Source organism: Bradyrhizobium genosp. P (assembly GCF_049949265.1).
Taxonomy (GTDB): Bacteria; Pseudomonadota; Alphaproteobacteria; order Rhizobiales; family Xanthobacteraceae; genus Bradyrhizobium.
Map to the genome: position 1 here is coordinate 78822 of NZ_CP188195.1, position 13791 is coordinate 92612.

The 13791-nt window shown below is 65.8% G+C and carries 10 protein-coding genes; 7 read left to right on the forward strand and 3 right to left on the reverse strand.

Features of this window, described 5'->3' with window-relative positions:
• Positions 1-2 precede the first annotated feature (2 nt).
• A complete protein-coding gene (locus ACP2YO_RS00385) occupies positions 3-803 on the reverse strand; it encodes a HesA/MoeB/ThiF family protein (protein WP_426438136.1) in 801 nt (266 codons plus the stop codon).
• Positions 804-910: 107 nt separating this feature from the next.
• On the opposite strand from ACP2YO_RS00385, the gene ACP2YO_RS00390 reads away from it, so the two are divergent.
• On the forward strand, positions 911-2272 hold the full coding sequence (locus tag ACP2YO_RS00390) for a serine protease (protein ID WP_426438137.1): 1362 nt from the start codon (positions 911-913) through the stop codon (positions 2270-2272).
• 212 nt (positions 2273-2484) lie between these two features.
• On the opposite strand, the gene ggt is transcribed toward ACP2YO_RS00390, so the two are convergent.
• Both ggt and mutM read right to left on the reverse strand, forming a co-directional pair.
• Positions 2485-4164, reverse strand: a complete 1680-nt coding sequence (gene ggt, locus ACP2YO_RS00395) for a gamma-glutamyltransferase (protein WP_426438138.1) — start codon at positions 4162-4164, stop codon at positions 2485-2487.
• 19 nt (positions 4165-4183) lie between these two features.
• On the reverse strand, positions 4184-5065 hold the full coding sequence (mutM, locus tag ACP2YO_RS00400; RefSeq protein ID WP_426438139.1) for a bifunctional DNA-formamidopyrimidine glycosylase/DNA-(apurinic or apyrimidinic site) lyase: 882 nt from the start codon (positions 5063-5065) through the stop codon (positions 4184-4186).
• A gap of 141 nt (positions 5066-5206) precedes the next feature.
• On the opposite strand from mutM, the gene ubiE reads away from it, so the two are divergent.
• The 6 genes from ubiE to tsaE all read left to right on the forward strand — a co-directional run bounded on the left by ubiE (position 5207) and on the right by tsaE (position 13753).
• The gene (ubiE, locus tag ACP2YO_RS00405) at positions 5207-5968 is read left to right on the forward strand and encodes a bifunctional demethylmenaquinone methyltransferase/2-methoxy-6-polyprenyl-1,4-benzoquinol methylase UbiE (RefSeq protein ID WP_426438140.1); all 762 of its coding nucleotides are present in this window, start codon (positions 5207-5209) and stop codon (positions 5966-5968) included.
• Positions 5965-7539, forward strand: a complete 1575-nt coding sequence (gene ubiB / locus ACP2YO_RS00410; RefSeq protein WP_426438141.1) for a 2-polyprenylphenol 6-hydroxylase — start codon at positions 5965-5967, stop codon at positions 7537-7539. Before ubiE ends, ubiB begins: the two co-directional genes overlap by 4 nt.
• Positions 7540-7599: 60 nt before the next feature.
• Positions 7600-9009, forward strand: a complete 1410-nt coding sequence (gene coaBC / locus ACP2YO_RS00415; protein ID WP_426438142.1) for a bifunctional phosphopantothenoylcysteine decarboxylase/phosphopantothenate--cysteine ligase CoaBC — start codon at positions 7600-7602, stop codon at positions 9007-9009.
• A 5-nt stretch (positions 9010-9014) separates the two neighbouring features.
• Positions 9015-9464, forward strand: coding sequence for a dUTP diphosphatase (gene dut / locus ACP2YO_RS00420; protein ID WP_426443498.1), 450 nt, complete (start codon positions 9015-9017; stop codon positions 9462-9464).
• A gap of 261 nt (positions 9465-9725) precedes the next feature.
• Positions 9726-12233 carry an ATP-binding protein gene (locus tag ACP2YO_RS00425; protein WP_426438143.1) on the forward strand — a complete coding sequence of 836 codons (2508 nt, stop codon included), beginning with the start codon at positions 9726-9728 and terminating at the stop codon, positions 12231-12233.
• Positions 12230-13753 (forward strand): tRNA (adenosine(37)-N6)-threonylcarbamoyltransferase complex ATPase subunit type 1 TsaE, encoded by a 1524-nt coding sequence (gene tsaE, locus ACP2YO_RS00430; RefSeq protein WP_426438144.1) that lies wholly within the window; start codon positions 12230-12232, stop codon positions 13751-13753. The genes ACP2YO_RS00425 and tsaE overlap by 4 nt, the downstream gene beginning before the upstream one ends.
• Positions 13754-13791: the final 38 nt, after the last annotated feature.

The following is a 13791-nucleotide window of genomic DNA, read 5'->3' on the forward strand; positions in this document are numbered from 1 at the left end:
GCTCAGGCGTGTCCCCTCAAATCGGTGATGCCTGGGGCATCACCATTAAGCGGGTTCTCCGGATCGCGCGCGTAGCGCAGGGTTTCGAAGCGCATCGCGCGCGTATCCACCATCAAGAGGCGACCGACCAGGCTCTCACCGAAGCCGACGATCTCGCGGATCGCCTCCAGCGCCATCATCGATCCCAAAATGCCGGCGAGCGCACCCATTACCCCCGCCTCGGCACAGGCCGGCACGGTGCCCGACGGCGGCGGCTCTGGAAACAGGCAGCGATAGGTCGGATTGAATTCGCCTTGCGCGTTCCTTTCATGCGCGCGGATCGTGGTCAGCGAGCCATCGAACTGGCCCAGCGCCGCCGTGATCAGCGGCTTGCCGGCGAGGAAGCAGGCATCGGAGACGAGATAGCGGGTCTCGAAATTGTCGGAACCGTCGAGCACGAGATCGTAACGCGAGATCAGCGGCAGCGCGTTCTTCGCATCGAGCCGCACCGGATGGGCCTCGAATGTCACATGCGGATTGAGCGCATGGATCTGTGCCGCCGCGCTGTCGACCTTGCGCTTGCCGATGTCAGGCGTCGCGTGGATGATCTGGCGCTGCAAATTGGACAGCGACACGATATCGTCATCAACCACGCCGAGTCTGCCGACGCCCGCCGCAGCGAGATACATCAACACCGGCGCGCCGAGGCCGCCCGCACCGATCACCAGAACCGAGGCCTGCTTCAGCGCGTTCTGGCCGGGGCCGCCGACCTCGCGCAGCACGATATGGCGGGCATAGCGTTCGAGTTCGTCGGCACTCAGCATCATGATGTCCTGGCGTTCCCTGAACCGGGGCGCAGTTGTTGCCGACCAAGCAGATGTGCTTAATCGCGTGGACGTCAATGGTCACAGTCTTTCCTTCCGGGTTTGTCATGAGATCGGTGCTTTCGGCAACATTGATGGTCGCGGCCATGGGTGCGGCACAGGCGCAGATGACGCCGCCGTCGACCGCCGGCGCCAAGCCGAAGATTGTGACGACCGTCCCGGTTCGCCCCGCGCTGCAGAAGCCGGAGGACACCGCGAATGCGATGGCGCAGGCCGAGCGGCTGGCGCTGCAATCCGACCTCGCCTGGGTCGGCGAATATAACGGCGCCATCACCGGCGACGTCAACGATCGCATGGTCAATGCGATCAAGGAATTTCAGAAGAACCGCAGCGGCAAGCCGACCGGCGTGCTGAACCCGCAGGAGCGCGGCCTGCTCGCCGACACCGCGCGGCGGCGGCAGGAGAATGTCGGCTGGAAGATCGTCACCGAGCCGGCCACCGGCGCGCGGCTTGGCATTCCGACAAAACTGGTGCCGCAGCTCACCAGCGATGCCTCCGGCGCCAAATGGACGTCCCCGACCGGCACCATTCAGGTGCAATTGACGCGGCGCAAGGAGGCCAATCCGACCACCGCAAAGCTCGCCGAGCGGGAAAAGAAGGAGCCGGCCGGCCGCACCATCGACTACACCGTGGTGAAGCCGGACTTCTTCGTGCTGTCGGGGATGCAGGGCCTGAAAAAATTCTATCTGCGCGGTGTCTTCAGGGGTGACGAGGTGCGCATCCTCACCATCCTCTACGACCAGGCGACCGAAAATACCGTCGAGCCTGTCGTGATCGCGATGTCGAGCGCGTTCAACGCGTTTCCATCGGGCGTGCAGGTCGGTCCGCCGCCACGCAAGACGGTGGAATATGGCACCGGGGTCGTGGTCAGCGATGACGGTGCTGTGGTCACCGATCGCGTGGTGACCGACGACTGCATCGCGCTGACGATCCCCGGCTACGGCAATGCCGACCGCGTCGCCGAGGACAAGGAGCACGATCTTGCGCTGCTGCGCATCTACGGCGCGCGCGGGCTAAAGCCGCTCGACATCACGGGCAATGCGACCAAGACGGCGCTCGACATCACCGGCATCGCCGATCCGCAGAACCAGGGCGGTGGCGGCGCGGCATCCAGCGTAAAAGCCGCGTTGGCGCAGGTCGGCGGTGGGGGTGACGCGGCGCTCTCACCGGCGCCGGCGCTCGGCTTCTCGGGTGCGGCGGCGCTCGACAGCGACGGCAAGTTCGCCGGCATCGCGCTGTTGAAGCCCGTCATTGTTGCAGGCCCGGCCAACGCAACGCCTCCGGCGCAGGCCGCGCTGGTGCCCGCGGACACGGTACGGGGCTTCCTCAAGGCGAGCGGCGTGAACGCTTCAGGCGGATCGACCGACGCCAATGCTGCTGTCGTCCGCGTGATCTGCGTCAGGAAGTAATCCACCTCGCCCCGCTTGCGGCGAAAGGTCGGATTGCATCGACAGATGCAATCCGGGTGAGGGGGTACAGGTCTCACCGGCCGTTCATACGTGGAGAGGCCCCTCACCCCTACCCTCTAAGAGCGAGCTTCGCTCGTCTCGACCCCGCATCCGCCTTCGCCCGAAGGCAGGCTTCGGCGGACAAGAGAGCGGGGCGAGGGAGCCCAAACAGCTTACCTTAACGCGAACCTGACCCCTGCATGGGCCAGACCGCCCGCAATGCCGACCGGCGTGCCGTCGGCGCGCCAGCAGGCCGCGCCGGACATGAGGCCATCATTATGGAACTGGATCGCATTCATGCCGCCGGCGACCGTCGACACCACCTGCACCTTGTGACCCTTGGCGGAGAGCGCGGCGCGGACAGTCTCCGGCACCGCCTGCTCGACCTCGAGTGCGTTACCCTCGGTCCAGACCCGCGGCGCCTCGACCGCCTCCTGCAGGCTCATGCCGTGGTCGATCAGGTTGATCAGCGCCTGCATCGCGCTCGGGAAGATTCGCTTTCCTCCGGGCAGGCCGAGCGCGTAAGTCAGCTTGCCGTCGCGCAGTGCCATCATCGGCGACATCGAGGTGGTGACGCGCTTGCCTGCCGCCAGCGACAACGCATGCCCCGGCCGCGGATCGAACAGATTCATGTAGTTGTTCGGCACGGTGCCGAGGCCCGGGATCAGGATCTTGGCGCCGAACAGATTGTTGATAGTCTGCGTGGTCGCGACCACATTGCCCATCGCATCCGCCGCGGTCATGTGCGTGGTGTGTGCGCTTTCGAGCGATGTGACACCGGCACCCCAGGCCTGCGCGCGATCGGGATCGATGGCGCGGCGCCGCTCGTCGGCATAGGCCTTCGACGTCAGCTGCTCGACCGGCACGTTGACATAGGCGGGGTCGCCGCTGGCCGCCTCGCGATCGGCAAAGGCGATCTTCAGCACCTCGGCAAGGTAGTGGATGGTCTCGGCCGTGCCAAATCCGAGGCCTGCAATGTCGTAGCCATCAAGGATGTTGAGCATCTCGGTTATATGCACGCCGGACGCGGCCGGCGGCGGCGGTCCCAGGATTTCCCAGCCGCGATAGTCGGCGCGGATCGGCTGCCGCTCGACCGTCCTGTAGGTCGTGAGATCCTCGCGCGTGATGAAGCCGCCGTTCCCTGTCATGTAATCGACGAGGATGTCGCCGAGGGGACCTTGATAGAGCGCGTCTTCACCGTGATCAGCGATATATTTCAACGTCTCGGCATATTCCGCCTGCACCACGCGCTCGCCGGGCTGCAGCGGCGTGCCCTTGGGCAGATAGATTGCCGAGATCGGTTTGTCCTTCAGCATCTCCGCGGCGCCGTCGGTGATGCATTCGTGCAGATAAGGCGTCGCCGCATAGCCGCGCGAGGCATGCTTGATCGCGGGCTGCATCACATCGGCGAGGCTCATGGTGCCGAAGCGGCGTAACGTCTCGCACCAGGCCTTCAGTGAGCCGGGCACCGCGACCGCCTTGGGACCGTTGAGGTTCTCGTTGCCGACCGTGTCGAACACGTCATGCGCCGAGCCGGGTTTCGAAGTGTAGGTATCCGGCCGCACTGACTTCGGCACCGTGCTCTGGCCGTCGATAAAGCGATGGCTGCCGTCCGCCAGGCGAATATGCGCCATGCCGCCGCCGACGATGCCGACCATCATCGGCTCGACCACGGTCAATGTGAACAGGGTGGCGATCGCGGCATCGATGGCATTGCCGCCGGCCGCGAGCATCTCGGCCCCCGCGCTGGAAGCCAGCGGATGATTGCTCACCACCATGCCGCGGCTGCCGGTGGCCGGCTGCTTTTGGCACGCGAAGTTCGTAGCGGCGCGATCGCGCCAGTTTCCGTTCATGGTCGGTCTCCCCTTGTTGTTATTTCTGACATTTCGGGCACCAGAACGTCGAACGGCCGTTCTGGACGAAGCGCCTGACGATGCCGCCGCAGCCGGCGGTGCGGCAGGTCTCGCCTTCGCGGTCATAGACCTGGAACGAATGCTGGAAATAGCCGAGCTCGCCGTTGGTGAGGCGATGGTCGCTGATCGAGGAGCCGCCGGCCTTGATCGCCTGGTTGAGCACGGAGTGGATCGCGTCCACCAGCCGCTTAGAATGATCGGTCGGCTCAGCCTTCTTGGTCGCGAGCGTCGCGGCCAATCGCCGCGGCGACAAATGCGAGCGAAACAGCGCCTCGCAGACATAGATGTTGCCAAGCCCCGCCACCACACGCTGGTCAAGCAGCGCCGCCTTCAGGCTGGTCTTCTTGTTGTGGCAGGCCCGCGCCAGCATGGCCGCGTCGAATTCGTTGCCAAGCGGTTCGGGCCCGAGCCCCTTCAAGAGTGGTTCATCTTCGAGCGCGTTGCGGGCGATGATCTTCATGTAGCCGAAGCGGCGCGGATCGTTGAAGATGACAGCCGCACCCGACGACATATGGAACACGACATGATCGTGCGCGCGATCCTCGCTGCGCGGATGATGGAATTGGCCCGGCGTTGCCTTACCCTCCTCCTTCAGCACCCGGAATGAGCCCGACATGCCCAGATGCATCAGCAGCACATCGCCCGAAGTGAGGTCCGCCATCAGATATTTGGCGCGGCGGCCGAGCCCGGTGACGGTTTGACCCTCGAGCCGGGCGATAAAGTCTTTTTGAAAGGGAAACCGCAGATCTTTCCGGCGGGCTTCGGCCTTGACAATTTTTGATCCCTCCATGGCCGGCTGCAAGCCGCGGCGGACGGTCTCGACTTCGGGTAATTCCGGCATAGCTTTGGCATTCACCTTTTGGAAGTGACGTGATAGCGCCATTGCGGCGGGCGCGCTATGGTCCGGCTGGAGCGTTTTCGAGCGAAGTGGGTACCGGTTCGCGTGAAGAAAACGCGACCAAAAAGGTAAGAGTAAGAGTTGATGGATCGGTCGGATCAAACCACTCATTTCGGCTTCAGGGACGTTCCCCTGGGCGAAAAGCAGACGCTGGTGAACGAGGTGTTTCACAGCGTGGCGCAACGCTACGATCTGATGAACGACCTGATGTCGGCGGGCCTGCATCGGGTCTGGAAGGACATCATGATCACGGCGCTCGATCCGCCGAAGAACGACAAGCCGTTCGCACTGCTCGACGTCGCCGGCGGCACCGGCGATATCGCGTTCCGCGCCGCCAAGGCGGCCGGCGCAGGTTTTCGTGCCACCGTCTGCGACATCAATGGCGAGATGCTGGCGGTCGGCCGCGAGCGCGCCGCCAAACGCCATCTCGATGACCGCGTATCGTTTGTGGAGGGCAACGCGGAAACGCTGAGCTTCGCCGACCGTTCGTTCGATGCCTACACGATCGCGTTCGGCATCCGCAACGTGCCGCGGATCGACCTCGCGCTTCGCGAGGCCTATCGCGTGCTGCGGCCCGGCAGCCGCTTCCTGTGCCTGGAATTCTCCACCGTCGACGTCCCCGGCCTCGACCGGATCTACGACCTGTTTTCGTTCAAGGTGATCCCGCCGCTCGGTCGCGCCGTCACCGGCGACGCCGAGTCCTATCAATATCTCGTCGAATCGATCCGCAAATTCCCGCGGCCCAACGCATTCGCCGAGATGATCGGCGCGGCCGGCTTCGCCCGCGTGAAGTGGCAGAGCCTCTCCGGCGGCATCGTGGCGCTGCATACGGGCTGGCGTTTGTGATCTCCGCACTGTCCCACATCGCGCGCCTCGCTCGCGCCGGTTTCGTGTTTGCGCGCGAGGGCGTGTTCGGCGTCGTCGATCCTTCGCTGGTACCGCCGCCCGGACAGCTCGCGCTGAAGCTGGCGCGGCTGATCGAACGGCCCGGCGCCAAGTCCGGCCCGCGGCTGTCGCGCGCGCTGACACGGCTCGGGCCCGCCTACCTCAAGCTCGGACAATTCCTTGCGACGCGCCCCGACGTGGTCGGCGTGATGATGGCGCGCGATCTCGAAGCCCTGCAGGACCGGCTGCCGCCGTTCTCGCAAGAGGAGGCTGAGGCTGTCATCACGCAATCGCTGGAGCGGCCGGTGGCGCAGGCTTTTGCCAGCCTGGGCCCGGCGGTGGCCGCCGCCTCGATCGCGCAGGTGCATCACGGCGAGGTCGAGCGCGACGGCGAGCGGCACCAGGTCGCGGTCAAGGTGCTCCGGCCCAATGTCGCGTCGCGCTTCCGACGCGACCTCGGCGACTTCTTCTTCGTCGCGCATAATGCGGAGGCACATTCGGCGGAAGCACAGCGGCTGCGGCTGATTGAGGTCATCAATACGATGTCGCGCTCGGTCGCGATGGAGATGGACCTGCGGCTGGAAGCGGCCGCCCTGTCCGAGATGGCGGAGAACACGCGCGACGACCCGGATTTCCGGGTGCCAACGGTGGATTGGGACCGCACCACCCACAACGTGCTGACGATGGAGTGGATCGACGGCATCGCGCTGAACGACCATGCGCGGCTGGCGCAGGCCAAGGTCGACTTGCCCGATCTCGGCCGCAAGGTGATCCAGAGTTTTCTGCGCCACGCGTTGCGCGACGGCTTCTTCCACGCCGACATGCATCCCGGAAACCTGTTCCTCGACGATGCCGGCCGCCTCGTCGCCGTGGACTTCGGCATCATGGGCCGGCTCGGGCTGAAGGAGCGGCGCTTCCTTGCCGAGATCCTGCTCGGCTTCATCACCCGCGACTACCGCCGCGTCGCCGAGGTGCATTTCGAGGCCGGCTACGTGCCGGGTCACCATTCGGTGGAGAATTTCGCGCAAGCTATCCGCGCCATCGGCGAGCCGATCCATAATCGCACCGCCGAAGAGATCTCGATGGCGAAGTTGCTGACGCTTCTGCTCGAGGTCACCGGCCTGTTCGACATGCAGACGCGGCCCGAATTGATCCTGCTGCAGAAGACCATGGTGGTGGTCGAGGGGGTGGCGCGCGGCTTCGATCCGAAGCTCGACATCTGGAAGATCGCCGACCCCGTGGTGCGCGAATGGATTGCGCATAATCTCGGCCCGGTTGGCCGCATCCAGGGCGCGATGTCCGGCGCCGGCGAGTTCGGGCGCGTCCTAGCGAACCTGCCGTCAATCGCCACCCGCGCGATGACGGTGCTCGAGCAGTTGGAGACGATGTCCCGAGAGGGTCACATGCTGTCGTCCGAAACGATCGAGGAAATGGCCCGCGCCGAGGCCCGCAAGCAGCGGCTCGATACCGTCGCGCTTTGGGTGATTGCCCTTACCTGCATCGGAATCTGGTTCGCCGTCCGGCGGATCTGATTGCAAAGACAGCATGATATGCTAGCATTGCTAGCATATCCGTCTTTGAGGGTACGGCTGATGGCCAATCTGACAATCCGAAAGCTCGACGACGCCATCCGCGACGAGTTGCGGTTGCGGGCCGCCCGCAACGGCCGTTCGGTCGAGGACGAGGTGCGGGTCATCCTGCGCGAGGCGGCGGGCGAGCCCCTGCCTGCGGCAGCTCCCAACGCGGCGGCGCGCCCGCGGCCCTCCGGCGAGGCTGCGGAGGGCGAACGGCGTGTCACCCTGATCATCGGCGGCGGGATCGCGGCCTACAAGGCGTTGGACCTGATCCGGCGGCTGAAGGATCGCCGCATCGAGGTCCGCTGCGTGCTCACCAAGGCGGCCCAGCAATTCGTCACCCCGCTCTCAGCCAGCGCGCTGTCGCATGAGCGCGTCTATACCGACCTGTTCGATGCCGAGAGCGAGTTCGACGCCGGCCATATCAGGCTGGCGCGGGAGTGCGACCTGATCGTGGTGGCGCCGGCGACCGCGGACCTGATGGCCAAGATGGCCCAGGGCCACGCCGACGATCTCGCCAGCGCCATCCTGCTCGCGGCCCACAAGCCGATCCTGCTGGCGCCGGCGATGAACCCGCTGATGTGGAACAATCCGGCCACCCGCCGCAACGTGCTGCAGCTCCGCCGCGATGGCGTCCATACGGTCGGCCCCAATGCCGGCGAGATGGCGGAAGCCGGCGAAGCCGGCGTCGGCCGGATGGCCGAGCCGACCGAGATCGCCGCCGCTGCCGACCATATGCTGCGGCCGCCGCAGCCGCGTCCTCTGGCGGGCAAGCGGGTGCTGATCACGGCCGGCCCGACCCATGAGGCGATCGATCCGGTCCGCTACATCGCCAACCGGTCTTCCGGCAAACAGGGCTTTGCCATTGCCGCCGCCGCGCAGGCGGCCGGCGCCGACGTCGTGCTGGTGTCCGGCCCGGTCGAGTTACGCGACCCGGCGGGCGTGACGGTGATGCACGTGGAGTCCGCGCGCGACATGCTGCACCGGGTCGAGGCGGCGCTGCCGGCCGACGTCGCGATCTTCGCCGCGGCTGTCGCCGATTGGCGCGTCGCCAATGAAGGCGAGCAGAAGCTGAAGAAGACCGCTGCGGGCATGCCGCCGCTGCAGCTCGTCGAAAACCCCGACATCCTCGCGACGATCTCGAAGCTGACGGACAAGCGGCCGCCGCTGGTGATCGGCTTTGCTGCCGAGACCGAGCACCTGATCGACAATGCCAAGGCGAAGTTCGCCCGCAAGGGCTGTGACTGGATCGTCGCCAACGACGTCTCGCCCGCGGCCGGCGTCATGGGTGGAGACCGCAATACCGTTCATCTGCTGTCGCGCGAGGGCACGGACGTCACCGTCGACTCCTGGCCGGTGATGACCAAGGAAGAGGTCGCGGCCGCGCTGGTGTCGCACATCGCAAAAACCGTGGGGACAACATCGTGAGTGCCATGATCAAGGTTGAGATTCGCCAGCTGCCGCATGGCTACGATCTCTTGCTGCCGGCCTATCAGACCGCCGACGCGGCCGGGCTCGATCTGCTGGCGGCGGTGCCGCGGACGGCGCCGGTCATTCTGCTGCCGGGACGATACGAGATGGTTCCGACTGGGCTGACGATCGCGCTGCCGCCAGGCTTCGAGGCGCAGGTGCGGCCACGCTCCGGCCTTGCCGCCAAACACGGCATCACGGTGCTGAACTCGCCCGGCACGATCGATGCCGATTATCGCGGAGAGATCAACGTGCTGCTGATCAATCACGGCCAGGCGGCGTTCCAGATCCGGCGCGGGGAGCGCATCGCACAAATGGTAATCGCGCCCGTCACCCGGGCGGAGCTGGTTCCGGTCGACGTGCTGTCCGCGACCGAGCGCGGCAGCGGCGGCTTCGGCTCGACCGGCCGCTAGCGCAGTCTCTCCCGCGCAAATACGGAGTCAGTTCGCGTAAAAGGCGCGCGAGCCCGCGTCTGTCCGCGCATTTTTTCACAGCGGATTTTGCGTTCACGGTCTGGACTCTTACTCGCGGAGTCCGGTTGGGACTATTCTGGTTTGATTCGAGCACGACGGGGGGTCTCGTCGGGCTTTATCGTCCTGCTTGGGCGTGAGCGCCGGGAAACCATTTCCACGTTTCCGGATCATGCCTGCTAATTGTGCGTTCTGGGGCAAACTATGTCGGGCGTAGTCGCGGCGATGCGTCGAACCCTGCTGTCATGCACCTCACTGGCGCACGACGGCACGCTGGGGCTCGCCATCAGCGCACTGCTGCCTGCCCGCGCCTTCGCCGGTGAGGCGCCGTTCGCCCAGGCGATTTCGGATCATTTCGGCTTCAATCATCAGGAGGTCGCGGTTCTCGCGACGTCGTTTGCGCTGGTCGGCTTTTCCGTCGTCGCCGCGATCCTGTTGATGCGGACCCGCGTGCGCGCGACCCGGAACGAGGAGCGGCTGCGCTCGGATATCTCCGACCTCCAGGCGCAGTCGGACCGGCTGCGGGCGTTGCTGTTCGCCGAGCCGCAGGTGCTGATCTCCTGGGCCGCGGGCGACAACCGCCCACAGATCAGCGGCGACATTTCGCTCGTGATGTCGCAGGAGGGGTCGCCGCAGCGCATCCTGGCCTTCGGAACCTGGCTGCCGCCGGAGCCGGCGCTGCAAATGGATCACGCGGTCGACGCGCTACGCGAGACGGGCGAGGCGTTCCTGCTCAATTTGTCGACCTCGGCCGGCCGCGCCATCGAGGCGATGGGCCGCGCGATCGGCGGCCAGGCCATCGTGCGGATCCGCGAACTCGGCGGCATCAGGCGCGAGCTCGCCGAATCGAACCTCCGCTACAAGACGCTGCAGGAGGAGACCGAGCTGCTGCGCGACTTCGCCGCCGCCGCACCCTGGCCGATCTGGGGCAAGAGCATGGAAGGCAATCTGCGCTACGTGAACGCGGCCTATGTTCACGCCACCGAGGGCAAGACTGCCGCGGACGCCATTCAACGCAATCTCGAACTGCTCGAAAGCGACCAGCGCACCGAATTGACGCGGGCGCTCAACGACAATGCGAGCTACGCCGCGCGCCTGCCGATCGTCGTCAGCGGCGAGCGGCGGATCTACGACGTGCAGGCGCTCAAGCTCGGCAGCGGCAGCGCCGGCATCGCAATCGACGCCAGCGAGGCGGCGGCACTGCGCGCGGCGATGACGCGGATGGTCGAAGCGCACCGGCGCACCCTCGACCAATTGTCCTCGGGCGTTGCCGTGTTCGACGCCGACCGGCGGCTCGCCTTCTACAATGAATCTTATCGGCGGCTGTGGGGCCTCGACGAGGCCTTCCTCGACGGTAACCCTGATGATTCCAGCATCCTCGACCGGCTGCGCGCCAACCGCAAACTGCCGGAACAACCGGATTTCCGAGCCTGGAAGGCCAAGCTGCACGAGGCCTATCGCGCGGTCGAAGCCGAGACCTATACCTGGTTCCTGCCCGACGGCCGCGCGGTCAGCGTCGTCACCACGCCGAACCTCGAGGGCGGTGTCACCTACCTGTTCGACAACGTCACCGAGAGCCTCGACCTGGCGCGCCGCTTCGACGGCCTGACGCGGGTGCAGCGCGAAACCCTCGACAATCTCGCCGAGGCGGTCGCGGTGTTCGGCAGCAATGGCCGCGCCCAGCTGTTCAATCCGGCGTTCGCCAAGATGTGGAAGCTGTCGGCCGACGCGCTGCATGGGGAGCCGCATATCGAGGCGGTGGAAGCCCTGTGCAAGCCGCTCTACGACGATGCGCTGACGTGGCGCGCCTTGCGTGAATCGGTCACCTCGATCGAGAACCGCGCCCAGGTCGCGCTCAAGCTGGAGCGCAAGGACGGCAGCGTGCTGGACTGCATGACCATTCCGCTGCCGGACGGCGCGACGCTGCTCACCTTCCAGGACATCACCGACACCGAGAACGTCGAGCGCGCGCTGCGCGAACGCAACGAGGCGCTAGAGGCGGCCGACCAGATGAAGGTGGATTTCGTCCACCATGTCTCCTACGAACTGCGTGCGCCGCTCACCACCATCATCGGCTTCGCGCATTTCCTGAGCGACCCTTCGACGGGGCCGCTGACGCCGAAGCAGGCCGAGTATCTCGACTACGTCACCAAATCGACCAACGCGCTGCTGGCGCTGACCAACAACATCCTCGATCTCGCCACCATCGACGCCGGCGCGATGCGGCTCGAGCTCGGCCAGGTCAATATCGGCCAGGCGATCGAGGCGGCCGCCGAAGGCATCCAGGACCGACTCGCGACCGATCGCATCACGCTCGAGGTCGATGTCGATTCCAATATCGGCGGCTTCGTCGGCGACGAACGGCGTGTGGTCCAGGTGCTCTATAACCTGCTCGCCAATGCCGTCGGCTTCTCGCCGCACGACTCGACCGTCACGATCAGCGCGCAGCGGACCGAGCACAGCGTCGTGTTCGCGGTCACGGATTCCGGACCCGGCATCCCGGCTGAGATGAAGGACAAGGTCTTCAACTGGTTCGAGAGCCACTCCCACGGCTCGCGGCATCGTGGCGCGGGGCTCGGCCTGTCGCTGGTGCGCTCCTTTGTCGAACTGCATGGCGGCCGGGTGCGCGTCGATTCGATCGTCGGCAAGGGAACCACCGTGACCTGCGACTTCCCGATCGACCAGACCGCGCATCGCAACGCCGCGGAATGATCGCGATCTCGACATTCTCGGTCGCCCTCGCCAACGAAGCCGCGACATCAGGGCTGATGGCCGACCTCGCGCTCCTGATCGGCGCCGGCGATGTGATCACGCTGTCGGGCGATCTCGGCGCCGGCAAGACGGCGGCTGCCCGTGCGCTGATCCGCTATCTCGCCGGTGACGACGCAATGGAAGTGCCGAGCCCGACCTTCACGCTGGCGCAAGGCTATGAGCTGCCGTCGTTTCCGCTGGTTCACGCCGACCTCTACCGCATCAACGACGCGAGCGAGCTCGAGGAGATCGGACTGTCGCCGTTGCCGGACGGAATCGTGGCGCTGATCGAATGGCCGGAGCGCGCCCCCGATGCGATGCCCGACGACCGCATCGACATCGCATTCACCCATCGTCCGGCACTGGGATCGACCGCCCGCGCGGCCGAGATCACCGGCCACGGCAAGGCGGCGGCAAAAGTCACCCGGCTCAAGCTGCTGCGACAGTTTCTCGACGGCGCGGGCTACATCGCCGCCCGGCGCGAACGCATGCCCGGCGATGCCTCGACGCGCTCCTATGCGCGGCTGCACGACGACAATGGCAGCGTCATCCTGATGAACTCGCCGCGGCGACCGGACGGCCCGGCGATCTATGACGGCAAATCCTACAGCGCAGCCGTGCATCTCGCCGAGGATGTCAGGCCGTTCGTCGCGATCGGAAATGGCCTGCGCAAGCAGGGCTTTTCCGCACCCGCGATCCGGCACACCGATCTCGAATCCGGATTCCTCATCACCGAGGATTTCGGCAGCGCCGGCGTGATCGAAGGCGATCCGCCGAAGCCGATCGCCGAGCGCTATGAGGCGGCGATCGACATGCTGGCGGCGCTGCACCGCGAGACGCTGCCCGGGACGCTGCCGCTGACATCAGAAGTGAGCTACGACATCCCGGTGTTCGATGTCGACGCCTGGCTGATCGAAATCGGGCTGATGATCGAATGGTACATGCCCGACCGTGGCGTTCAGCCGAATGATGCGCTCCGCGCCGAATTTTTCGCGATGTGGCGCGCACTGCTGGAGAAGCCCGCCGCGGCACCGCAGACCTGGGTGATCCGCGATTTCCACTCACCGAACCTGATCTGGCTGACTGAGCGCACCGGAATCCTGCGCGTCGGCGTCATCGATTTCCAGGATGCGCTGCTGGGGCCTGCGGCCTATGACGTCGTGTCGCTGCTGCAGGACGCGCGGATCGACGTGCCCGAACAGCTCGAACTGTCGCTCCTGACCCGCTACATCAAGGCGCGGCGCGCCACCGACGAAAGCTTCGATCCGGCAAGCTTCGCCGAGCTGTACGCGATCATGTCGGCGCAGCGGAATACACGTCTGCTCGGCACCTTCGCCCGGCTCAACCGGCGCGACGGCAAGCCGCAATATCTCAAACATCAGCCGCGGATCTGGACCTACCTCAATCGGTCGCTGGCGCATCCCGCGCTCGCCGCGTTTCGCGACTGGTACGCGGCCAACATCCCTCCTCCAGTACCGTAATTTACCGATTGTTAGCCAAGGCCCGCCTAATCTGACGC

Coding starts and splice junctions, on each gene's coding strand:
- ACP2YO_RS00385 (WP_426438136.1), bottom strand. CDS start 803: ATGCTGAGTGCCGACGAACTCGAACGCTATGCCCGCCATATCGTGCTG.
- ACP2YO_RS00425 (WP_426438143.1), top strand. CDS start 9,726: ATGTCGGGCGTAGTCGCGGCGATGCGTCGAACCCTGCTGTCATGCACC.
- ubiE (WP_426438140.1), top strand. CDS start 5,207: ATGGATCGGTCGGATCAAACCACTCATTTCGGCTTCAGGGACGTTCCC.
- mutM (WP_426438139.1), bottom strand. CDS start 5,065: ATGCCGGAATTACCCGAAGTCGAGACCGTCCGCCGCGGCTTGCAGCCG.
- ggt (WP_426438138.1), bottom strand. CDS start 4,164: ATGAACGGAAACTGGCGCGATCGCGCCGCTACGAACTTCGCGTGCCAA.
- tsaE (WP_426438144.1), top strand. CDS start 12,230: ATGATCGCGATCTCGACATTCTCGGTCGCCCTCGCCAACGAAGCCGCG.
- dut (WP_426443498.1), top strand. CDS start 9,015: ATGATCAAGGTTGAGATTCGCCAGCTGCCGCATGGCTACGATCTCTTG.
- ACP2YO_RS00390 (WP_426438137.1), top strand. CDS start 911: ATGAGATCGGTGCTTTCGGCAACATTGATGGTCGCGGCCATGGGTGCG.
- coaBC (WP_426438142.1), top strand. CDS start 7,600: ATGGCCAATCTGACAATCCGAAAGCTCGACGACGCCATCCGCGACGAG.